At 70.3% G+C, this 21,483-nt stretch carries 17 protein-coding genes; 9 read left to right on the forward strand and 8 right to left on the reverse strand.

The window, feature by feature from the left end; all coding sequences use genetic code 11:
• Positions 1-4: 4 nt before the first annotated feature.
• The 3 genes from cydD to ACH4YL_RS06165 all read left to right on the forward strand — a co-directional run bounded on the left by cydD (position 5) and on the right by ACH4YL_RS06165 (position 6,696).
• On the forward strand, positions 5-3,745 hold the full coding sequence (cydD, locus tag ACH4YL_RS06155) for a thiol reductant ABC exporter subunit CydD (RefSeq protein WP_398505301.1): 3,741 nt from the start codon (positions 5-7) through the stop codon (positions 3,743-3,745).
• A gap of 81 nt (positions 3,746-3,826) precedes the next feature.
• Complete coding sequence (locus ACH4YL_RS06160) at positions 3,827-5,536, forward strand: GAF domain-containing sensor histidine kinase (protein ID WP_398505621.1); 1,710 nt, start codon at positions 3,827-3,829, stop codon at positions 5,534-5,536.
• A 107-nt stretch (positions 5,537-5,643) separates the two neighbouring features.
• Entirely contained in the window at positions 5,644-6,696 is a 1,053-nt protein-coding gene (locus ACH4YL_RS06165) for a M23 family metallopeptidase (RefSeq protein ID WP_398505302.1), read from the forward strand.
• A gap of 33 nt (positions 6,697-6,729) precedes the next feature.
• Here ACH4YL_RS06165 and ACH4YL_RS06170 read toward each other — a convergent pair whose 3' ends face one another.
• Positions 6,730-7,602: a Cof-type HAD-IIB family hydrolase gene (locus tag ACH4YL_RS06170; RefSeq protein ID WP_398505304.1), complete on the reverse strand. Its 873-nt coding sequence runs from the start codon at positions 7,600-7,602 to the stop codon at positions 6,730-6,732.
• A 190-nt stretch (positions 7,603-7,792) separates the two neighbouring features.
• Here ACH4YL_RS06170 and ACH4YL_RS06175 point away from each other — a divergent pair, with 190 nt between their 5' ends.
• The gene (locus ACH4YL_RS06175) at positions 7,793-8,692 is read left to right on the forward strand and encodes an LLM class flavin-dependent oxidoreductase (RefSeq protein WP_398505306.1); all 900 of its coding nucleotides are present in this window, start codon (positions 7,793-7,795) and stop codon (positions 8,690-8,692) included.
• 15 nt (positions 8,693-8,707) lie between these two features.
• Here ACH4YL_RS06175 and ACH4YL_RS06180 read toward each other — a convergent pair whose 3' ends face one another.
• The 5 genes from ACH4YL_RS06180 to ACH4YL_RS06200 form a co-directional block, all read right to left on the reverse strand.
• Positions 8,708-9,277, reverse strand: coding sequence for an RNA 2'-phosphotransferase (locus tag ACH4YL_RS06180; RefSeq protein WP_398505308.1), 570 nt, complete (start codon positions 9,275-9,277; stop codon positions 8,708-8,710).
• Positions 9,278-9,403: 126 nt separating this feature from the next.
• A complete protein-coding gene (locus tag ACH4YL_RS06185; protein ID WP_398505310.1) occupies positions 9,404-10,357 on the reverse strand; it encodes a MerR family transcriptional regulator in 954 nt (317 codons plus the stop codon).
• A 9-nt stretch (positions 10,358-10,366) separates the two neighbouring features.
• A complete protein-coding gene (locus tag ACH4YL_RS06190) occupies positions 10,367-11,272 on the reverse strand; it encodes a metal-dependent hydrolase (RefSeq protein ID WP_398505312.1) in 906 nt (301 codons plus the stop codon).
• On the reverse strand, positions 11,269-13,038 hold the full coding sequence (locus tag ACH4YL_RS06195; RefSeq protein ID WP_398505313.1) for an SDR family oxidoreductase: 1,770 nt from the start codon (positions 13,036-13,038) through the stop codon (positions 11,269-11,271). The genes ACH4YL_RS06190 and ACH4YL_RS06195 overlap by 4 nt, the downstream gene beginning before the upstream one ends.
• Before the next feature lie 10 nt (positions 13,039-13,048).
• Positions 13,049-13,891 (reverse strand): M24 family metallopeptidase, encoded by an 843-nt coding sequence (locus ACH4YL_RS06200; protein WP_398505315.1) that lies wholly within the window; start codon positions 13,889-13,891, stop codon positions 13,049-13,051.
• A 229-nt stretch (positions 13,892-14,120) separates the two neighbouring features.
• Between ACH4YL_RS06200 and ACH4YL_RS06205 the strand changes: the two genes are divergently transcribed.
• The 5 genes from ACH4YL_RS06205 to ACH4YL_RS06225 all read left to right on the forward strand — a co-directional run bounded on the left by ACH4YL_RS06205 (position 14,121) and on the right by ACH4YL_RS06225 (position 18,458).
• The gene (locus tag ACH4YL_RS06205; protein WP_398505623.1) at positions 14,121-15,086 is read left to right on the forward strand and encodes an ABC transporter ATP-binding protein; all 966 of its coding nucleotides are present in this window, start codon (positions 14,121-14,123) and stop codon (positions 15,084-15,086) included.
• Positions 15,083-15,985, forward strand: coding sequence for an ABC transporter permease (locus ACH4YL_RS06210; protein WP_398505317.1), 903 nt, complete (start codon positions 15,083-15,085; stop codon positions 15,983-15,985). Before ACH4YL_RS06205 ends, ACH4YL_RS06210 begins: the two co-directional genes overlap by 4 nt.
• Entirely contained in the window at positions 15,982-16,893 is a 912-nt protein-coding gene (locus ACH4YL_RS06215) for an ABC transporter ATP-binding protein (protein WP_398505319.1), read from the forward strand. The genes ACH4YL_RS06210 and ACH4YL_RS06215 overlap by 4 nt, the downstream gene beginning before the upstream one ends.
• Before the next feature lie 16 nt (positions 16,894-16,909).
• Positions 16,910-17,629: an ABC transporter permease gene (locus ACH4YL_RS06220; protein WP_398505321.1), complete on the forward strand. Its 720-nt coding sequence runs from the start codon at positions 16,910-16,912 to the stop codon at positions 17,627-17,629.
• Between the two features lie 214 nt (positions 17,630-17,843).
• Positions 17,844-18,458: an NADPH-dependent F420 reductase gene (locus ACH4YL_RS06225; protein ID WP_398505323.1), complete on the forward strand. Its 615-nt coding sequence runs from the start codon at positions 17,844-17,846 to the stop codon at positions 18,456-18,458.
• 371 nt (positions 18,459-18,829) lie between these two features.
• Here ACH4YL_RS06225 and ACH4YL_RS06230 read toward each other — a convergent pair whose 3' ends face one another.
• Positions 18,830-19,639: an HAD family hydrolase gene (locus tag ACH4YL_RS06230; RefSeq protein WP_398505325.1), complete on the reverse strand. Its 810-nt coding sequence runs from the start codon at positions 19,637-19,639 to the stop codon at positions 18,830-18,832.
• Complete coding sequence (gene serS, locus ACH4YL_RS06235) at positions 19,636-20,913, reverse strand: serine--tRNA ligase (protein WP_398505327.1); 1,278 nt, start codon at positions 20,911-20,913, stop codon at positions 19,636-19,638. The genes ACH4YL_RS06230 and serS overlap by 4 nt, the downstream gene beginning before the upstream one ends.
• Positions 20,914-21,483: the final 570 nt, after the last annotated feature.

A 21,483-nucleotide genomic window follows, 5' to 3' on the forward strand; every position in this document is an offset into this window, starting at 1 on the left:
TCACGTGAAACCGATCGACCCGCGTCTGCTCCGGTACGCCCGGGCCACCCGTCGCTTTCTGGTCGCCGTGGTGCTCCTCGGACTGGTCGGGGCAGCGCTGGTCGTCGCCCAGGCGATGCTGATCGCCGACGTGGTCGTGGGGGCGTTCCAGAAGGAGCTCCCGGCCTCCGGACTCGCGACGCCGCTGGCACTGCTGGCGGCGGTCGCGGCCGGCCGGGCCGTCGTCTCCTGGCTGACCGAACTCGCCGCGCACCGGGCGAGCGCGGCGGTCAAGTCGGAACTCCGCGGTCGATTGCTGGCACGGGCCGCGGAACTCGGGCCTTCTTGGCTGAGCGGTCAGCGCACCGGCTCGCTCGTCGCGCTCGCCACGCGCGGTGTCGACGCACTCGACGACTACTTCTCCCGCTATCTGCCGCAGTTGGGGCTTGCGGTTGTCGTGCCGGTGGCTGTGCTGGCGCGGATCGTCACGGAGGACTGGGTCTCGGCGGCGGTCATCGTGGTGACCCTGCCGCTGATTCCGCTGTTCATGGTGCTCATCGGCTGGGCCACGCAGGCCCGGATGGACCGGCAGTGGCGGCTGCTGTCCCGGCTGTCGGGGCACTTTCTGGATGTGGTCGCCGGTCTGCCCACGCTGAAGGTCTTCGGGCGGGCGAAGGCACAGGCCGAGTCGATCCGGTCGATCACTTCTGAGTACCGGCGCGCCACGCTGAAGACGCTGCGGATCGCGTTTCTCTCGTCGTTCGCGCTGGAGCTGCTGTCGACGCTGTCGGTGGCGCTGGTGGCCGTCGGCATCGGGATGCGGCTGGTCCACGGCGATCTGGATCTGTACACCGGCCTGGTGATTCTGATCCTGGCGCCCGAGGCGTATCTGCCGATCCGGCAGGTGGGGGCGCAGTATCACGCGGCGGCGGAAGGACTTTCGGCGGCGGAAGAGATCTTTGAGGTCCTTCAGACCTCGCCGCCCGGCGGTGGGTCGGCTCCGGTGCCCGGCACCTTGCGGCTTGAGCTCGACGAGGTGACCGTCCGCCATGCCGGGCGCAGTGAACCGTCGTTGGCGGCGGCCACCATGGTCGTTTCACCCGGCGAGACGGTCGCGGTGGTCGGTCCCAGCGGAGTCGGAAAGTCGACGCTGCTCGATGTGCTGCTCGGGTTTGTGGAGCCGGCCGAGGGGCGGGTGCGGGTCGGGGGTGTCGACGTGGCCGAGCTCGAGCCGGAGCGGTGGCGCGAACAGATCGCGTGGGTGCCGCAACGGCCGTATCTCTTCGCCGGGACGATCGCGGAGAACGTACGGCTGGCGCGGCGGGATGCGGATGACGCGGCGGTGATGGATGCGCTGCGGGAGGCCGGGGCGTACGAGTTTGTGGCCGCGCTCCCCCACGGCCTGGACACCGTCCTCGGCGAGGACGGCGCGGGTCTCTCGGCCGGCCAGCGGCAACGGCTCGCCCTGGCACGGGCGTTCCTCGCCGACCGGCCGGTGCTGCTGCTCGACGAGCCTACGGCCGCGCTTGACGGCGAGACGGAGGCGGGCATCGTCGAGGCGGTGCGACGGTTGGCCGCGGGCCGGACGGTGGTGCTGGTGGTCCACCGCCCCGCGCTGCTCGCGGTCGCGGACCGGGTGGTGGAGCTGCGCCCCTCGGGGGTGGGTGTTGTCCCCGCCCACCCGCCCCTTGCGTGGGAACCCGGGGGTTCCCCGGACGCTTCCGGGATCCCGTGGCCGTCGGCTTCGCCGGACGGCGGGCTGGATCGTGCGCCCGGCTTCGCCGAGGCGGATGCGGTCGTTGGGCATGGAGCCCGAGAGGTCTCGAGTGCCGTGGCTGAGGGCGTTGTGTTTCGGCCCGCGAGGGCGGCAGGGGTGGTTGGCGACGGAGGCACAGAAGGCGCCAGTACCGCGGCCGGGGCGGCGGGGGTCGCTGGGCAGCGAGCCTCAGAGAGCGCCAGTGCCGGGGCCGGGGCCGTGGAGGTCCGGGCCGATCGGGTCGTGGGTGGGCGCTCGGCAGGGGTTCTCTCGCGTGTGCGCGGGGCCGCAGGGGAGTTGCGAGGGCGCTTTTGGCTCGCGTTGGTGCTGGGGAGCCTCGCGATGGGGTCCGCCGTTGGGCTCATGGGGGTGTCCGGGTGGCTGATTTCGCGGGCCTCCGAGCAGCCGCCAGTGCTCTATCTGATGGTGGCCGTGACCGCGACCCGGGCCTTCGGGATCGGGCGGGCCGTCTTCCGGTACGCCGAGCGGCTCGTGTCGCACGATGCCGTACTGCGGATGCTCGCCGAACTGCGGGTCGCCGTCTACCGGCGGTTGGAGCGGATCGCGCCCGCCGGGTTGCGGCAGAGCCGGCGCGGTGACCTGTTGTCCAGGCTCGTCGCCGATGTGGACGCCCTGCAGGACTACTGGCTGCGCTGGCTGCTGCCCGTGGGCGTCGCCGTCGTCGTGGGCGCGGGATCCGTCGGGTTCACGGCCTGGCTGCTGCCCGAGGCCGGGGCGGTGCTCGCTGTCGGACTGTTGGCCGCCGGAGTGGCCGTGCCGCTGCTCGGCGGGAGTGTCGCGCGGCGGGCAGAGCGTCAACTCGCGCCTGCGCGCGGGACGCTGGCCACCCATGTCGTCGATCTCCTGCGTGGCACCGCCGAACTGACCGTCGCCGGCGCGCTGGAGGACCGCCTCGACAGGACCCGCCAGGCCGACCGGCTGCTGACCGGGATCGCCTCCCGAACCGCGGCCGCGGCCGCGCTCGGCTACGGGCTCTCCGCGCTGGCCTGCGGGCTCACCGTCGTCGGCGCCGCGCTCGTCGGCGTGCAGGCGGTGGCGGCCGGGCGTCTCGACGGAGTGTCGCTCGCGGTCGTGGTGCTCATCCCGCTCGCCGCCTTCGAGGCCGTCGTCGGTCTGCCGTTGGCTGTGCAGTACCGGCAGCGGGTCCGCCGGAGCGCGGAGCGGGTGTACGAGGTGCTGGACGCGCCTGTTCCCGTACACGATCCGGAGCAGTCGGCGACCCCGCCCGCGACCGCGTTCCCGCTCGAAGTGCGAGGGCTGCGCGCCCGGCACGCAGGACAGCAGCGGGACGCGCTCGACGGTCTCGACCTCACGCTCACCGCCGGCCGGCGCATCGCCGTCGTCGGGACGTCGGGCTCGGGCAAGACCACCCTCGCGCAGGTGCTGCTCCGCTTCCTGGACGCCAGGGACGGGACGTACACGCTCGGCGGCGTGAATGCCGCCGCACTCGACGGCGACGCGGTCCGGCGGTTCGTCGGGCTGTGCGCGCAGGACGCGCACCTCTTCGACAGTTCCGTACGGGAGAACCTGAGGCTCGCGCGTACCGACGCGACGGAGGACGAACTTCGGCACGCGCTGGGCAGGGCGAGGCTCCTGGACTGGGTCGACACGCTGCCCGACGGCATGGACACCCTGGTCGGCGAGCACGGCGCCCAGCTCTCCGGCGGTCAGCGGCAGCGGCTCGCGCTGGCGCGAGCGCTGCTGGCCGACTTCCCGGTGCTTGTGCTCGACGAGCCCGCCGAACATCTGGACCTGGCGACGGCGGACGCACTGACGGCTGATCTGCTGACGGCGACCGAGGGACGCACGACGCTGCTCATCACCCACCGGCTGCGGGGACTTGAGGCCGTCGACGAGATCGTCGTGCTGGAGGACGGGCTGCCGGTGCAGCGCGGTCCGTACGACGAGCTTGCCGTGGCCGACGGTCCGCTGCGCCGGATGCTGGAGCGTGAGCGGGCCGCTGATCTGCTCGGCTCCCGGCGCGCGTAACCGGCTGGGGACGCCTTCTGGGAGGCGGGTGGACCCGACTTTCGTCGCCAAATGGGACTTATTAGTCTCAACGGCATGACAGTGCCCGAGCCCAAGGTTCCGAAAGATCCGATCGAGGCCGCGACAGCGGCGACCCGCAGCCTCCAGGGCCTGTCCACCGAGCTCACCGCGCGCGTGCCGCAGCTGCTGGAGGCCATGCGCTCCGTCGGTACGGGCTTGGAGCTGCACTCGACGCTGGACCGTATCTGCGAGACCGCGGCGGAACTGGCCGATGCCCGCTATGCCGCCATCGGCGTCGTCGACGAAGAGGGCACGGGACTGTCCGCCTTCGTGACGTACGGAGCCGACGAGGAGGTGGCGCAGCGCATCGGCCACCGGCCCGACGGACACCGTGGGCTGCTCGGTGCGCTGATCCACGATCCCGCACCGGTCCGCCTCGCCGACCTGACCTCCGATCCGCGCTCCGCCGGATTCCCGCCCGGTCACCCGCCGATGCGGAGCTTTCTCGGCGTCCCGATCCGCGTGCAGGGGGAGATCTTCGGCAATCTCTATCTGACGGAGAAGCACGGCGGCGGCGAGTTCAACGACTACGACCTCCACATGGTGCGCGTTCTCGCCACCGAGGCCGGGATCGCCATCGGCAATGCCCGCCTCTACGAGGCGGCGCGCCAACGCGAGCGCTGGATCGACGGTTCGGTGGCCGTCACCACCGCGCTGCTCTCCGGCGGCGATGCCGACGACGCCCTGGCTGTCGTCGCCGAACAGGCCCGCCGGCTGGCCGATTCCGCCGCCGGGATCGTGCTGCTGCCCGCGGAGGACGGGGGGCTGGAGATCGTCGCCGTGGCCTCCGATCGTCCCGCCACCTCGCTGGGCCTGGTCCTCCCCGCGGAGAGTGCGGTGGTGACGAAACTGCTGGCCGGTGAGCCGGTGTTCGTCGCGGACGCGGCGACCGACCCGCGGATGATCAGCAGGCCGGCCGGACAGTACGGACCGAGCATGATCCTTCCGCTGCACAGCGGCGGACGTGTGCTCGGTGCGCTTGCCATGCCACGGGCCCGCGGGGCACGGAAGTTCAGCGAGGCGGAGCGGACGCTGGCCACGCAGTTCGCCTCGCAGGCGGCGCTGGCGCTGATGATGGCCGAGGCCCAGCGGGACCGGGAGCGGCTCGCGGTGTACGAGGACCGCGACCGGATCGCCCGCGATCTGCACGATCTGGTGATCCAGCGGCTGTTCGCCACCGGGATGATGCTGGAGGGCGCGCAGCGCAGATCGCTGGTGCCCGCGGTCCAGGACGGCGTCGGCAAGGCGGTCGACGAGCTGGACGTCACGATCCAGGAGATCCGCACGGCCATCTTCGCGCTCCAGCAGGGACCGGCCGAGGCCCCGTCCGGGCTGCGGACCCGCGTACTGCGCGAGATCAACATGGCGGCGGTGCCGCTCGGTTTCAAGCCCTCGCACCGCTTCCTCGGGCCGGTGGACTCGGTTGTCGGCGAGCTCACCGGAAAGAACCTGATCGCGGCGCTGCGGGAGGCGCTGTCCAACGCCTTCCGGCACGCGGACGCGTCCCGTATCGACGTCGTCGTCGACGCCACCGTGACGCTTCCGGACGGTTCCGACGGCGTACGGCTGTCGGTCGCCGACGACGGTGTGGGCCTTTCGGAAGGCGGCCGGCGCAGCGGGCTGCGCAATCTGGCGCGGCGGGCCGAGTCGCTGGGCGGATCGAGCGACAGCGGCCCGGGCATCGGGGAGGACGGCGGCGGTACGACGGTGACCTGGGAGGCGCCCCTCTAGCCCGGTCAGCTCCCCGGCGGCCCACGGGCGTCGGATGCTGGGCCAGGTGGCCGTACGACACCGCACAGGTACCCGGTTTCGCCGCCGCGCCGGGTGACGATCCGGGCATGAGCTTGAGACACCGCGACAGGCTGCTGCTCGTCCCGGTGGCGCTGTGCGCACTCATCGGTACGGGCGCGACCGCGCCGGCGGCCACCGCGTCCGACGGGCCGGATGTGAGTGCCGGCACCGCGGTGGCGCGGCTGCTCGAGGACGCGGCGAAGGTCACCGCCGGCTATGAACGCGGCAGGCGCGCGGCCGAAGTGCAGCGCGCCGCGGCGGGGCAGTTGCAAGGCCAACTGGCCCGGCAGCGCGTCGAACTGAGCACGATCCACGACGCCGTTGGCGGGGTCGCCCGCGCCCAGTACCGCACCGGCGGCCCGCTCGCGTTCACCGCTCAGCTTCTGCTGGCGAAGGATCCCGACGAGTTGTTGCGCGGACGGCGGCTCGTCCGGCAGGCGGAGACCGCCGTCAACAAGCTGGTCGACCGGGTCCGGCAGGCCGAACAGCGCCTCTCCGCGGCGGAGAGCAGAGCCCGCGCGGCCTGGCAGGACCTCGACGTGCGCAAGGCGAAGCTGGCCACGATCAAGCAGGCCATCGAGACACAGCTCGAGGCCGCGCAGTGGCAGTTGCAAGGCGAGGCGGACCGCAGCGTCGCTGCCGGCACGTGCGCGGGCGCTGTACGGCTCGACCCGGGCACCGGTGCGCGGCCCGGCCCGGAGTGGGTGACGCCGGTGGAGCAGTACCGGCTGTCCGCCGGGTTCGACAGCGCCGGGGAGCGCTGGTCGCACCGGCACACCGGACAGGACTTCGCAGTCGGCATCGGCGCTCCGGTGCGCGCGGTCGGGGCGGGCCGGGTGCTCTCGGTCTCCTGCGGCGGGGCGTTCGGGATCGAGATCGTCGTGCAGCACCCGGGCGGGTACTACACGCAGTACGCGCACCTGGCCTCGGTCGCGGTCGACCAGGGCGAGCAGGTGCGCACTGGGCAGTCGATCGGGCAGGCGGGCACCACGGGCAACTCGACCGGGCCGCACCTGCATTTCGAGGTGCGGCTCACGCCGTATCTGGGGTCCGGAGTGGATCCGGCCGGCTGGCTTCGGGAGCGCGGGGTCGCGCTGTGACCTTGAAGTGGGCCTGGCCGAAAGAGACAGGAGCTAGTGCTCGCGCCGCGGGAGGTCGCGGAGTATCTGCTCGATGACGACCGCGACGCCGTCCTCGTTGTTGGCGACGGTCCGCCCGGAGGCCGCGGCGATCACATCCGGGTGGGCGTTGCCCATCGCGTACGAGGTCCCGGCCCAGGTCAGCATCTCCACGTCGTTCGGCATGTCGCCGAAGGCGACGACCTCGTCGGCCGAGATGCCGCGGTGCGCGCAGCAGAGCGCGAGGGTGCTTGCCTTGCTGACGCCCAGGCCGCTGATCTCCAGCAGGGCTGTCGGGCTGGAGCGAGTGACGGACGCGAGGTGGCCGATGGCCGTACGGGCCAGGATGAGGAAGCCGTCCGGCGTGAGCTCGGGGTGGTGGGCGAGCAGCTTGATCACCGGAGCGCCGGAGCCCGGCCCGTCCGCGTTGAGCAGCTTCTCGGCGGTGGCGACCGTCGCGCCCGGGTCCAGATGGAACGGCGGATAGCCCGGCTCGTAGTGGATGCCGGTGGTCATCTCGACGGCGAAAGAAGTGCCTGGGGCGGCGTCGCGCAGCGCGCGGACGACATCGAAGGCGGTCTCCCGCTCCAGGTCGCGGACCTCCAGCAGCTCTCCGCCGGCATGCAGATCCACGACGGCCGCGCCGTTGGCGCAGATCGCCAGACCGTGGCCATGGACATGGTCGCTGACGACATCCATCCAGCGGGCGGGCCGGCCGGTGACGAAGAAGACCTCGATCCCGGCGTCCTCGGCGGCGGCGAGTGCGGCGACCGTGCGGTCCGACAGGGTCTTGTCGTCGCGCAGCAGGGTGCCGTCGAGATCGGTGGCGATCAGCCGGGGAGCAGCGGGCAGCGGGCGGGGATCGGTAGCTGAGGTCTCTGAGGTCACAGATCCATTCTCATGTACGACGGTGCACGTGCGTGCAGGAGGGCGCACATCTGAGAGCACGTACGGCACGAGGGCGCAGATGCGCCTCGGCCGTGCGGGCCCGCGTCGACGGCCGGTACCCGCGGCGTACGCGACCGGCGGGTCTGAGGCGCGTACGGGCAACCCTCCGGAGACACGTACGCTCAAAGGCATGCGTTTGAGCACCGTGATCCTCCCTGTCCGCCGCTGGCACGAAGGTGGCCGCGACGAGTGGCTCCGAGCCGAGCAGCTCGGTTTCCACACCGCGTACACCTATGACCACCTGTCGTGGCGGACCTTCCGCGACGGCCCCTGGTACGGCGCTGTCCCGACGCTGACCGCCGCTGCCGCCGCCACCGAGCGGCTGCGCCTCGGCACGCTGGTGACCTCGCCGAACTTCCGGCACCCGGTCACGCTCGCCAAGGACCTGATCTCGCTGGACGACATCTCCGGCGGACGGATCACGCTGGGCATCGGCGCGGGCGGCAACGGCTTCGACGCGACGGTGCTGGGCCAGGAGGCGTGGACGCCGCGCGAACGGGCCGACCGCTTCGCCGAGTTCGTGCCGCTGCTCGACCGGCTGCTGACCGAGGACTCCGTGACGTACGACGGAACGTTCTACTCGGCGGTGGAGGCGCGCAACATCCCCGGCTGCGTGCAGCGTCCGCGGCTGCCGTTCGCGGTCGCCGCGACCGGGCCGCGCGGGCTGAAGCTCGCGGCGCAGCACGGGCAGGCGTGGGTGACCACGGGCGATCCGAAGATCTTCGAGACGGGTACGCCGGAGGATTCGCGCGAGGCGATCCGCGGGCAGATCGAGAAGCTCGGCAAGGCGTGCGCGGAGGTCGGCCGGGACGTGGCCGAACTGGACAAGATCCTGCTCACCGGCTTCACGCCGGACCGGGGCGCCCCGCTGGAGTCGCTCGACGCCTTTGTGGACTTCGCGGGCAAGCACTTCGAGCTCGGCTTCACGGAGATCGTGATCCACGCGCCGATCCCGGACTCGGACTTCGCCGCGGACCAGGCGGTCTTCGAGAAGATCGCGACCGAGGGCCTGGCCCAGCTCGGCGGCTGAGCCCCGGATCGGGGGCTACTGGCCGGACTGCTGGCCGGGAAGGCGGAGAAACTCCGGAGGTACGGCGTCGGCGAGCCAGACGCCGTTGGCGCTGACCCGGAAGACATGGCCGGCCTGGTGCATCGCCCCGGCGTCCACCGAGAGGACGACGGGGCGGCCGCGCCTGGCGCCGACACGGGTCGCGGTCTCGCGGTCGGGCGAGAGATGGACATGGTGGCGCTTCATCGGCCGCAGCCCCTCGGCCCGGATCGCGTCCAGGCTGGCGGCGACGGTGCCGTGGTAGAGGTACGCGGGCGGTTCCGCCGGCGGCAGGCCGAGGTCGACCTCGACGGTGTGGCCCTGGTTGGCGCGGATGCGCGGGCCGTCGATGGTGAATCGCCGCTTGTCGTTGACGGCGACAACATGGTCGAGCTCGGCGCGGGTGAACCGGAAGCCGTGCGCGGCCGCGGCCCGCATCAGCTCGTCGACCGGCACCCAGCCGTTCTCGTCGAGGGTGATGCCGATCCGCTCGGGCTGGTGCCGCAGATGCTTCGAGAGGTACTTCGACACCTTCACGGTGCGTCGTTCGTCGGGTCTTTCGTTCATGTCGTCAGCGTGCCCGTCAGCCGCATGTCAGCGCCACTGAAAATTATTGCTCTACAGGTTTGATCCACAGCCAACTGTAGTTATCCACAAGGGAATTGGCGCTTCTGTGGACAACAGAGGCCTGCTTCACGGCTCTTGATCAAGTTGCGGTGAATATCCGCCTTTTGAGGCAAGAGTGTCCAATGTCCTGGCCTGTACCTCCCGTTCGGCCGCGGCCGCGATGAAAGCCGCCGCGTTCTGGGTCCCAACCAGCGCGTCCACCGCCCGAATTGTCTCCGCGGGCAGTGCCACCGAACGAGGCTCGCTCTCGACCACCGGCGGGCCGCCCGCGCTCAGATGCTGCTGCAGATGGCGGGTCGCGAACGTCCGCATGGCCCGCGCCAGTTCGGCGTCCACCGTCTGCTGGGCGAGCGGTCTCAGCCGCCGTACCAACGACGCCGCCTCGGCCGCGTCCGCGTCCGTCGGCGGCCGGTGCCCCAGATAGCGTGCGAAGACATGCTCGGTCGTGAACTCCAGGAATCTGGAAGCGATGTGCTCCACCTGGCCGCGAAGCTCCCGCAGATGACCGGAGATTGCCGGAAGCGGCACCCCGGCCGCGTACAACTCGGCCGCCACCGCGAGCTCTTGCGGGCTGGGCACCAGGAACTCGTCGTCCCGACCGGGAACCGGCTCCAGCACGCCGAGCTCCACCGCCTCCCGGACCGCCGCGTCGTCCGGCTTGCCGCCGAACTTGGCGTCCAGCTCGTCCCTGGTGATCCGGGCCGCCTCCTCGTCCGTCCAGGGTCCCTGCACCTCGGCGACGAGACCCAGCACGCCGCCGAGCCCCCGGCCGGTGTCCCAGGCCTCCAGCAGCTCCTTGATCGAGGCCAGCGTGTAGCCGCGGTCGAGCAGATCGGCGATCTGCCGCAGCCTCGCCAGATGGGCGGAGCCGTACACATTGGCCCGGCCGCGGCGCTCCGGCTTGGGCAGCAGTCCACGGTCCTGGTAGGCGCGGATCGTCCGCACGGTGGCGCCGCTGCGGTGCGCCAGATCCTCGATCCGGTACTCGGCGCGATACTCGACTGCCGGCTCCGCGAACACGATCACTCCCTACTTGCCCATGGCGGCACGACCCACCGCTCCCGCCGCCGCACGGGCCGCGGGCGACGTGGCGAGATACTCGACCGCCTTGCGCAGCGACCCCTCCTGCGAGGGATGGTACGACCGCCGGAAGTAGCGGGGTATCGCCGCACCCAGCTCGCGCCAGCCGGGCAGCAGCCCCTTGTCCACCGCCCTGTTGTGCTCGCGCAGCGAGTACCGCAGCCGTCCGGCGAGCCGCGGGTCGTGGCGGATCAGATACGACGCACCCCACGCCCACAGCCACAGCAGCACGGGCGCGGTGACCGCCATGCCTTCGATGCGGCGGGCATAGCGCGGCAGGCCCGTGCCGCCGCAGTGCTGGTACATGTCGAAGGCCACCGCCCGGTGCTCGACCTCCTCCGCGCCGTGCCAGCGCAGCAGATCCAGCATGACCTCGTCGGATCCTGCCCGGTCCAGCCCCTCGGCGTGCAGCACCCAGTTCCCCAGGACCGCCGTGAACTGCTCGATCGCGGCGATCACGGAGAGCCGGAAGCGCAGCCACTCCTCGGCCGGTACCGGGGCGCCGAACGGCGGCTGCTCGCCGAGGACCTTCTCGAAGAGGAAGTCGACGTGCCGGGTGTACGCCTCCGTGTCCAGCCGCTGCTCGGCCAGATGATCCAGGACGTACGCATGCTGAACGCTGTGCGTGGCCTCCTGGCCCATGAAGCCCTTGACGTCCTTGAGCAGCTCCGGGTCGCGTACCAGCGGCAGGGCCTCCTTGAAGACCTTGACGAACCACCGCTCCCCGGCGGGCAGCAGCAGGTGCAGCACGTTGATGACATGCGTGGCGGTCGGCTCGCCCGGTATCCAGTGCAGCGGGGTGCCGTGCCAGTCGAACGAGACCCTGCGCGGCGAGATCTCGTAGTGGTCGCTCACAGCGGCGGCTCCATCCGGGCGAGCCTGCGCAGCGTCCTGGGCGTGAAGCGGGACATCAGCAGCGCGCCCCTGGCCTCAGGCGTCACCGGAACCACCGCCTGGTTCTTCACCACGGCGCGCAGGATCGCATCGGCGACCTTCTCCGGCGGAAAATTGCGCAGACCGTACAGCCGGGCGGACTTCTGCTGCCGCCGCTTCTCCTCCGCCTCGTCGACCCCGGCGAAACGCGCGGTGGACGTGATGTTGGTGTTCACCAGGCCGGGGCAGATCGCCGACACCCCGATCCCCTGGTCCGCCAGCTCCGCCCGCAGGCATTCGCTGAGCATCAGCACCGCGGCCTTGGAGGTGCTGTACGCGGGCAGCACCTTGGAGGGCAGATAGGCGGCCGCCGACGCGGTGTTGACGATATGGCCGCCCTGGCCGCGCTCGGCCATCTGCCTGCCGAAGAGCCGGCAGCCGTGGATGACTCCCCACAGGTTCACGTCGAGGACCTTCCGCCAGTCCTCGGCGCTCGTCTGGAGGAAGGAACCGGACAGCCCGATTCCGGCGTTGTTGACCAGGACGTCCACGATGCCGTACTCGGTGGCGACTTTCTCGGCGAGCTTCTCCATCGCCTGCTCGTCGCTCACGTCCACCGTCTCGGCCCAGGCGTCGGGCGAGCCGATCAGCCGGGACATCTCCGCCGTCCTGGCCGCGCCCTCCGCGTCCCGGTCCACCGCCACGATCCGCGCGCCCGCCTCGGCGAACGCGAAGGCCGTGGCCCGTCCGATGCCGCTGGCCGCGCCCGTCACCAGGACGAGCTGCCCGCCGAACCGCTCCGCGTACGGCCCCCGGGCCACGGCCTGGAGTGCTCCGGCGCCGGCCGCCTCGTCGTCGTGAGCCAGGACGAACTCGCCGATCCAGGACGCCAACTGGTCGGGCCTGGTACGCGGCACCCAGTGCTTGGCCGGCAGCGAGCGGCGGGTCAACTGCGGTGCCCACGTCCCCAGTTCGTCATAGAGTCGCTCGGAGAGAAAGGCGTCGCCGGTCGGCGTGATCAGCTGCACCGGCACGTGCGCGTACGCATCGGATCGCGGGCGGCGCAGCCGGGCGCGGACGTTGTCGCGGTAGAGCCATGCGCCGTGTGCCGCGTCCTGCGGGAGCGAGGAGGTCGGATAGTCGCCGCCGGGCACCTTCTCCAGCCGCTCCAGGATCTTCGGCCAGCGCTTGCCCAGCGGCCCGCGCCAGGCGAGTTCGGGCAGCACCGGCGTATGCAGCAGGTACACGTACCAGGACTTGGCGCCCTGGCCGAGGAGCTGGCCGACCCTGCGCGGCGTCGGCCGGGTCATCCGCTTCTTGATCCAGTGCCCGAAGTGGTCCAGGGACGGGCCGGACATCGAGGTGAAGGAAGCGAGGCGGCCCTCGGTGCGCTCCACCGTCGAGAACTCCCAGGCCTGCACCGAGCCCCAGTCGTGGCCGACCAGATGCACCGGCCTGTCCGGGCTCACCGCGTCCGCGACCGCCAGGAAGTCGTCCGTCAGCTTCTCCAGTGTGAAACCGCCGCGCAGCGGCTTCGGCGCGGACGAGCGGCCGTGGCCCCGGACGTCGTACAACACCACATGGAAGCGGTCGGCCAGCCGCGCTGCGACCTCGGACCAGACCTCCTTGCTGTCCGGATAGCCGTGCACCAGCACCACGGTCGGCTGCTCCGGGTCGCCGAGCTCGGCGACGCACAGCTCGATCCCGCCCGTACGGACCCAGCGCTCCCGCGCCCCGTCAAGACTCACGCCGTCCTCCTCATCGATCTTCCGCCCAGCGCCGCACATGCGGCAGATCGTCGTCCAGCCAGAACGCGCTCTGCTCGGGATCCTTGGAGTCGGTGACCACCAGGATCTCCTCGAACTTCGCGCCCGTACCCCGGAATCCGAGATGCGGCTCGACCGCCCACAGCCCCGGCCGCGGCGGGTGGTCGGAGAACTTGTACGGGCTCCACAGCGGCGACCAGCCGTCCCGGTGACCGTGCACCGCGTCGCCGGCAAGGCCCTTCAGCGACTGCGTGCCGAACCCGAAGAGATGCGGCGACCAGCGCCGCTCCTTCACCCGGTCGATCTTGTGGGCGATCACGCCGAAGGGATACGCGCGATGCCGGTTGGCATACCCCTGGCGGACCATCAGCCGGTCCACGTCCTCGTAGATCTCGCGGAGCGAACGCCGCTCCCGCACCTCGCGGAGGATCAGCTCGCGGTGTGCCTCCAGATCGGCGAGCAGCTTGCTGTGGACGGGGCTCGGGCCGAGGCAGCCCGAGTACCCGACGTCCGCGGTGTAGCCCTTGTACACAGGGGCCATGTCGAGGATGAAGGGCATGCCCGCCTCGAGGGCGCGGTTGGTCGGGAAGAACTGCAGCGGTATCCGGAAGCCGGCGAAGGCGGTGCGGTCCCCGAACCAGGCGAACGGCAGGTGGAACCAGTCGCGCACACCCCGTTCGCGCAGCCACTCACGCTGCATCCGGGCCGCGCCCCGCTCCGTCACACCGGGCTTGAGCTGCGCCGCGACCGCCTCCGCGCACTCGTACGCGAGGCGCTGCACTTCCCGGAACCCCCGCAGTTCCGCGGTCAGTTCGCTTGCCACTGCTGAGGTCATGCCACCTCGCTCCATGAGCGGTACGTATCCGTAACTTGACACTGATGAATGTGACAATGACCGGCGGCGGCGTCAAGGGGCGTGCACGACCTGTGGACAACTCAGGTCCATCGCGTTGTCTACTTAAGTCGCTGCCCCCTACGGGTCCGTACCTCTCGAGTCGGACACGGATCCAGCCGCCCAGGCTGACGCCCGCTGTGTCCTGCGCCACTACGGTCGAACCGTGACTGTGATCGCGACCGAAAGCCTGAGCAAGCGGTTCCCGAGGGTGACCGCTCTTGACCGGCTCTCGTTGGACATCGGACCCGGTGTGACCGGCCTGGTGGGCGCCAACGGAGCCGGCAAGTCCACGTTGATCAAGATCCTGCTGGGTCTGTCCCCCGCCACGGAAGGCCGGGCCGCAGTGCTCGGCCTCGACGTCGCCACCAGCGGCGGCGCCATCCGTGAAGCGGTGGGCTACATGCCCGAGCACGACTGCCTGCCGCCCGACGTCTCGGCCACCGAGTTCGTCGTCCATATGGCGCGCATGTCCGGGCTGCCGCCGACGGCCGCCCGCGAGCGCACCGCGGACACCCTGCGGCATGTCGGCCTCTACGAGGAGCGGTACCGCCCCATCGGCGGCTACTCGACCGGCATGAAACAGCGGGTGAAACTCGCGCAGGCCCTCGTCCACGACCCGAAGCTGGTCCTCCTGGACGAGCCGACCAACGGCCTGGACCCGGTCGGCCGCGACGAGATGCTCGGCCTGATCCGCCGCATCTGGACGGACTTCGGGATCTCGGTCCTGGTCACCTCGCATCTCCTCGGCGAACTCGAGCGCACCTGTGACCATGTCGTCGTCATCGACGGCGGCGCGCTGCTGCGCTCCAGCTCCACCAGCGACTTCACCCAGAAGACCGCGACTCTCGCGGTCGAGGTCACCGACACCGACCTGCACCCCGACGGCACCGCGGCGGTCCGCAAGGCGCTCGCCGCCGCCGGGATCACGCTGCACGCGGGCGTGGAAGACGGACTGCCCGGAGCCGGTCACATCCTGCTCGTCGAGGCGACCGGCGACGAGACGTACGACATCGTGCGCGACACCGTCGCCGAGCTCGGCCTCGGACTCGTACGGATGGAACAGCGGCGCCACCACATCGCGGAGGTCTTCCGCCCGGAGGCAGCGGATCAAGCGATGGAGGTGCAGGCCCGATGAGCACGCAGACCCCTGGGGCGGTCCCCGAGACCACCCGTATCCACAACATCGGCTACCGGAACTACGACGGACCGCGGCTCGGCCGCGCCTACGCGCGCCTTTCGCTCTACTCGCAGTCGCTGCGTGGCGCCTATGGGCTCGGCCGCTCCGCCAAGTCCAAGGTGCTGCCGATGATCCTCTTCGCGGTGATGTGCCTGCCCGCGGCGATCATCGTCGCGGTCGCCATCACCACCAAGCTCACCGACCTCCCGCTCGACTACACGCGCTACGCGATCGTCACGCAGGCGGTCATCGGACTCTTCCTGGCCGCGCAGGCCCCGCAGTCCGTCTCGCGCGATCTGCGCTTCAAGACAGTGCCGCTGTACTTCTCGCGGCCCATCGAGCGGATCGACTACGTCCTGGCCAAGTACGGGGCGATGGCCTCGGCACTGTTCGTCCTCACCGCCGCGCCGCTGGTCATCCTGTACATCGGCTCGCTGCTGGCCAAGATGGACTTCACCGACCAGACGAAGGGCTTTGCGCAGGGAATGGTCTCCGTGGCGCTGCTGTCCGTGCTCTTCGGCGGCCTCGGCCTGGTGATGGCGGCGCTCACGCCGCGGCGCGGGTTCGGCGTCGCCGCCGTGATCGCCACGCTGACCATCACCTACGGCGCCGTCTCCACCGTCCAGGCGATCGCCTGGGAGACCGACTCGCCCGGCGCGATCAAGTGGCTCGGCCTGTTCTCGCCGGTCACGCTCATCGACGGCGTACAGACCGCCTTCCTCGGCGCCACCTCCGCCTTCCCGGGTGAGGCGGGCCCCGGAGCGGGCGCGGGCGTGGTCTATCTGCTCGTGGTCCTCGCGCTGGTGGCCGGCTCGTACGCCGTCCTCATGCGCCGCTACCGGAAGGTCGGGCTGTGACAACCATCAACATCGAACACACCTCGCGGTGGTTCGGAAATGTCGTGGCCGTCAACGACGTGACCATGACGATCGGCCCGGGCGTCACCGGACTGCTCGGCCCCAACGGCGCCGGGAAGTCCACGCTCATCAACATGATGGGCGGTTTCCTCGCCCCGTCGACGGGAAGCGTGACGCTCGACGGACACGCGATCTGGCGGAACGAATCCGTCTACCGGCAGATCGGGATCGTGCCGGAGCGGGAGGCGATGTACGACTTCCTCACCGGCCGCGAATTTGTCGTCGCCAACGCCGAACTGCACGGCCTCGGCAAGGCGGAGGCCCAGAAGGCGCTCGCCACGGTCGAGATGGAGTACGCGCAGGACCGCAAGATCTCGACGTACAGCAAGGGCATGCGCCAGCGCGTGAAGATGGCCTCGGCCCTGGTCCACGAGCCGTCCGTGCTGCTGCTCGACGAGCCCTTCAACGGCATGGACCCGCGTCAGCGCATGCAGCTGATGGATCTGCTGCGGCGGATGGGCGCGGAGGGCCGCACCGTCCTGTTCTCCTCGCACATCCTGGAGGAGGTCGAGCAACTCGCCTCGCACATCGAGGTGATCGTGGCCGGACGGCATGCCGCCTCCGGTGACTTCCGTAAGATCCGCAGGCTGATGACGGACCGGCCGCACCGCTACCTGGTGCGCTCCAGCGACGACCGGGCGCTCGCCGCTGCCCTGATCGCCGACCCGTCGACGGCGGGCATCGAGGTCGACCTGACCGAAGGCGCACTGCGCATCCAGGCCGTCGACTTCGGCCGGTTCACCCAGCTGCTGCCGCGGGTCGCCCGCGAGCAATCCATCCGCCTCCTGACGGTCTCGCCCTCGGACGAGTCCCTCGAGTCGGTCTTCTCCTACCTCGTAGCGGCCTGAAAGGAGCTGTGACGTCATGTACAACCCCACAGTCGCCCGGCTCACCTATCGGGCCGTGCTCGGCAGGCGCCGGGCCGCGATCCTGTTCGTCCTGCCCGCGCTGCTGCTGGTCATCGCCGTGGCGGTACGGAGCTTCAACGGCGTGGACGACCAGGTCGCCGCGGACGTACTCGGCGGATTCGCCATCGCCACGATGGTGCCGCTGATCGGCGTGATCGCGGGCACCGGAGCGATCGGGCCCGAGATCGACGACGGTTCGATCGTCTATCTGCTGGCCAAGCCCGTGACGCGGCCGACGATCATCTTCACCAAACTGATCGTGGCGATCGCCGTGACCATGGCGTTCTCCGCGATTCCGACGCTGATCGCCGGATTCATCCTGAACGGCAACGGCCAGCAGGTCGCGATGGCATACACGGTGGCCGCACTGGTCGCGTCGATCGCCTACGCCGCGCTGTTCCTGCTGCTCGGCACGGTCAGCCGGCACGCGGTCGTGATCGGCCTCGTCTACGCACTGGTCTGGGAGACGCTGTTCGGCAGCCTCGTGCCCGGAGCGCGCACGCTGAGCGTCCAGCAGTGGGCACTCTCGCTCGCGGAGAAGATCGCCGGCGAAGGGCTGATCGGCTCGGACGTGGGCCTGCCGCTGGCGGTGACGCTGCTGGCCGGAGTCACGGTGGCGGCGACGTGGTACGCGGGCCAGAAGCTGCGGGTGCTGAAGCTGGCCGGCGAGGAGTAGGTCGGCGAGGAGTAGCCGGCGAGGAGTAGGTCGGCGAGGAGTAGCCGGCGAGGAGTGGGCCGGAAGGTTCCCGCGCGGGTTTCAAGGTCAACCCCTGTCCAAAGGACAGGGGTTGACCTTTTCCGCCCTCCTGCAGGACTAGGCCCATTCCCGGACCCGGCCTCGTCCCATCGACCGATCCCTTGGGTCCGCCGGCGCGCCTAACGTCGGGCACATGACCAACATCGGAGTTTTCGGAACCGGACATGTCGCCCGAGCGGTCGCCGCGGGAGCAGCCGCCGCCGGCCATCACATCGTGTTCGGCTCGCGCGAACCGGACAGCAGGAAGGACCTCGGCTTTCCCGTCGGCACGCTCGACGACGCCGCGGCCCACGGCGACATCGTCGTCAACGCCACGCCAGGCACCGAATCGCTCGCCCTGCTCCGGCCTCTCGCGGCGCGGCTCGACGGCAGGGTGCTCCTCGACATCGCCGTCGGGCTGACCGAGACCATGGAGCTCGCGCATCCCAACTCCAGCATCGGCGAACAGATCCAGCAGGCACTTCCCGCCACCAGAGTCGTCAAGACCCTCTGCACCATGGACGCCAACGTGATGGCCGCACCGCAGCGGCTCTCCCGGCCCGGCACGGTGTTTCTCTCCGGGGCCGACGCCGGGGCCAAGGCGCAGGTCGCGGACCTGCTGCGGGATCTCGGCTGGGCGGAGGAGACACAGCTCGACCTCGGCGGGATTCACACCGCCCGCGGCCAGGAGCATCTCGCGCTGCTGTTCATGGGAGTGGCCGGCGCACTCGGCACGTACACCTTCAACTTCGATGTCGTACGGAGCTGACGCGGGACCCGTACGGATAATCAGTGGCCCCGAACCGCCCGCCCGGGCACAGTGGTTGAGGTCGGCGCACAACAGTGCGACCGATGCCACCGACCGGGAGTGGAGCGCGGCGATGACCGAGAGTACGAGTCCGTCGAGCTCCCAGCAGGGCAGCGCCGGGCAGGCAGCGGAGTAGCCACCGACACTCCGCGGAGCCGCCCGCGAGCAGTTGCCCGGGGGCGGCCGCTTCGAGCGCGCGAGAGCGCGGGCCGCCCCCTCCCGGCGGGCTGGGACGTTTGTGCCCACCCGTCCCGCCCGGCGGAACGTCTGCCCATTACGAGGCCGCCCACAACGAGGCCCACAACGAGGCCCAGAACCAGGCCATCAACGCCCTAGGGCATCAACTGCTCCAGGACCACCGCGATGCCGTCGTCCTCGTTCGAGGCCGTGATCTCCTGCGCCACGGCCTTCAGTTCGTCATGCGCGTTGGCCATCGCCACTCCGTGCGCCGACCAGGCGAACATCGGAATGTCGTTCGGCATGTCGCCGAACGCGATCGTCTGCGCCGACTTCACACCCAGGCGCCGCGCCGCAACCGAGAGGCCTGTCGCCTTCGTCAGGCCGAGCGGCAGGATCTCCACTATCCCCGCGCCCGCCATCACCACGTCCACCAGACTGCCGACCGTCGCCCTGGCCACCTTGGCCAGGGCGTCGTCGTCCAGCCCGGGGTGCTGGATGTACATCTTGTTCAGCGGCGCCGACCACAGTTCCGCCGGGTCCTCGAAGGCCAGCGTCGGCAGCGGTCCTTCCTGCACCCGGTAGCCGGGGCCGACCAGCACCTCGCCGTCGAGTCCGTCGCGGCTCGCGGCCAGCGCCAGCGGGCCTATCTCCGCCTCTATCTTGGACAGCGCGAGCCCGGCCAGCTGCCGGTCCAGCGTCACCGACGTCAGCAACCGCCGCGCCCCGGCGTCATAGACCTGCGCGCCCTGGCCGCAGACCGCGAGGCCCTTGTACCCGAGGTCGTCCAGGATGTGCCGGGTCCACGGCACCGAACGGCCGGTGACGATGATGTGCGCGGCACCCGCCGCGGTGGCCGCGGCGAGCGCGTCGCGGGTGCGCTGTGAGACGGTCTCGTCGGAGCGCAGCAGCGTGCCGTCGAGGTCCGTCGCGATCAGGCGGTACGGGAACGGGGCGGAGCTCACTTGGCGACCGGCTCCAGTACCTCACGGCCGCCGAGGTAGGGACGGAGCACCTCGGGCACCCGCACCGAGCCGTCGGGCAGCTGGTGGTTCTCCAGGATGGCCACGATCGTCCGCGGGACGGCGCACAGCGTGCCGTTCAGCGTCGACAGCGGCTGCACCTTCTTGCCGTCGCGCATCCGGATCTGCAGGCGGCGCGCCTGGAAGCCGTCGCAGTTCGACGCCGAGGTCAGCTCGCGGTACTTGCCCTGGGTCGGGATCCACGCCTCGCAGTCGTACTTGCGCGAGGCGGACGCACCGAGGTCGCCGGTCGCGACGTCGATGACCTGGAAGGGCAGTTCAAGACCGGTCAGCCACTGCTTCTCCCAGTCCAGCAGCCGCTTGTGCTCGGCCGCCGCGTCCTCGGGGGCGACGTACGAGAACATCTCGACCTTGTCGAACTGGTGCACCCGGAAGATGCCGCGGGTGTCCTTGCCGTATGTCCCGGCCTCGCGGCGGAAGCACGGCGAGAACCCGGCGTATCGCAGCGGCAGCTTGTCCGCGTCGATGATCTCGTCCATGTGGTACGCGGCGAGCGGGACCTCGGAGGTGCCGACCAGGTAGTAGTCGTCCTTCTCCAGGTGGTACACGTTCTCCGAGGCCTGGCCGAGGAAGCCGGTGCCCTCCATGGCGCGCGGACGAACCAGCGCCGGGGTCAGCATCGGGATGAAGCCGGCCTCGGTGGCCTGCGCGATCGCGGCGTTCACCAGCGCGAGCTCCAGCAGCGCGCCGACGCCCGTCAGGTAGTAGAAGCGCGAGCCCGACACCTTGGCGCCGCGCTCGACGTCGATCGCGCCCAGCGCCTCGCCGAGCTCCAGGTGGTCCTTGGGCTCGAAGCCCTCGGCGCCGAAGTCGCGGATGGTGCCGTGCGTCTCGAGGACGACGAAGTCCTCCTCGCCGCCGACCGGGACGTCCTCATGGACGATGTTCCCGAGCTGGAGGAGCAGTCGCCTGGTCTCGTCGTCGGCCTCGTCCTGCGCGGCGTCGGCCGCCTTGACATCGGCCTTCAACTGCTCGGCCCGCTTCAGCAGCTCGGCGCGCTCTTCCGGAGAGGCCTTGGGGATGAGCTTGCCGAGCGACTTCTGCTCGGAGCGCAGCTCATCGAAGCGGATGCCGGACGACCTGCGCCGCTCATCGGCGGAGAGCAGGGCGTCGACGAGGGCGACGTCCTCTCCACGGGCGCGCTGGGAGGCGCGAACACGGTCGGGGTCCTCACGGAGCAGGCGAAGGTCAATCACCCCACCAGGTTACCGGTGCGGACTCGGGCCCTCTCAATCCGTTATTGCACCGCGTGCCTTATGTCTGAATTGCCGGAATTTGGAAAGGCGCCGGTATTCCACCGGGGCAAGCGTCAATAAACGCACCGCTTTTCGCTGAAACGGGGCATCCGGGCGGGGCCGGAATTGACCCGCTCCCCTTGCGCGCCCGGGGACTTGAGCTGGCGTTGTCCACAGGGATGTGACGCTCCGCAAGGTTATCCACAGGCTGTGTGAGCAGTCTGTGGATCGCGGAAGTGATCATTTTCAAAGCTGTGCGCGAGTCGAGAGATTCCCGGCCCAAACCCACCCCACACACTCATTCGGGTGGGAATTCCTCGCTCCAAAGAGTTGATCAATGAAATGGAGGTGACATCGAGATGACACGGGTGACCTGTCGTCCTGTGGATGGAACTGGGGCTAGTGGGCCGATTTGTCGACTGTGTCTGTTCGTCTTGTCGACTTGTCCCCAGGTCGAGAACCGTGCCTGTGGATAAGTTCTGTGGACAACGAAAAATGTGCAGGTAGGACCGGCGAGAACGATGGCGGAGC

The organism is Streptomyces sp. NPDC020681 (assembly GCF_044334895.1).
Classification (GTDB): Bacteria; Actinomycetota; Actinomycetes; order Streptomycetales; family Streptomycetaceae; genus Streptomyces.

Coding starts and splice junctions, on each gene's coding strand:
- ACH4YL_RS06165 (WP_398505302.1), top strand. CDS start 5,644: ATGAGCTTGAGACACCGCGACAGGCTGCTGCTCGTCCCGGTGGCGCTG.
- ACH4YL_RS06175 (WP_398505306.1), top strand. CDS start 7,793: ATGCGTTTGAGCACCGTGATCCTCCCTGTCCGCCGCTGGCACGAAGGT.
- ACH4YL_RS06180 (WP_398505308.1), bottom strand. CDS start 9,277: ATGAACGAAAGACCCGACGAACGACGCACCGTGAAGGTGTCGAAGTAC.
- ACH4YL_RS06200 (WP_398505315.1), bottom strand. CDS start 13,891: ATGACCTCAGCAGTGGCAAGCGAACTGACCGCGGAACTGCGGGGGTTC.
- ACH4YL_RS06210 (WP_398505317.1), top strand. CDS start 15,083: ATGAGCACGCAGACCCCTGGGGCGGTCCCCGAGACCACCCGTATCCAC.
- ACH4YL_RS06220 (WP_398505321.1), top strand. CDS start 16,910: ATGTACAACCCCACAGTCGCCCGGCTCACCTATCGGGCCGTGCTCGGC.
- ACH4YL_RS06225 (WP_398505323.1), top strand. CDS start 17,844: ATGACCAACATCGGAGTTTTCGGAACCGGACATGTCGCCCGAGCGGTC.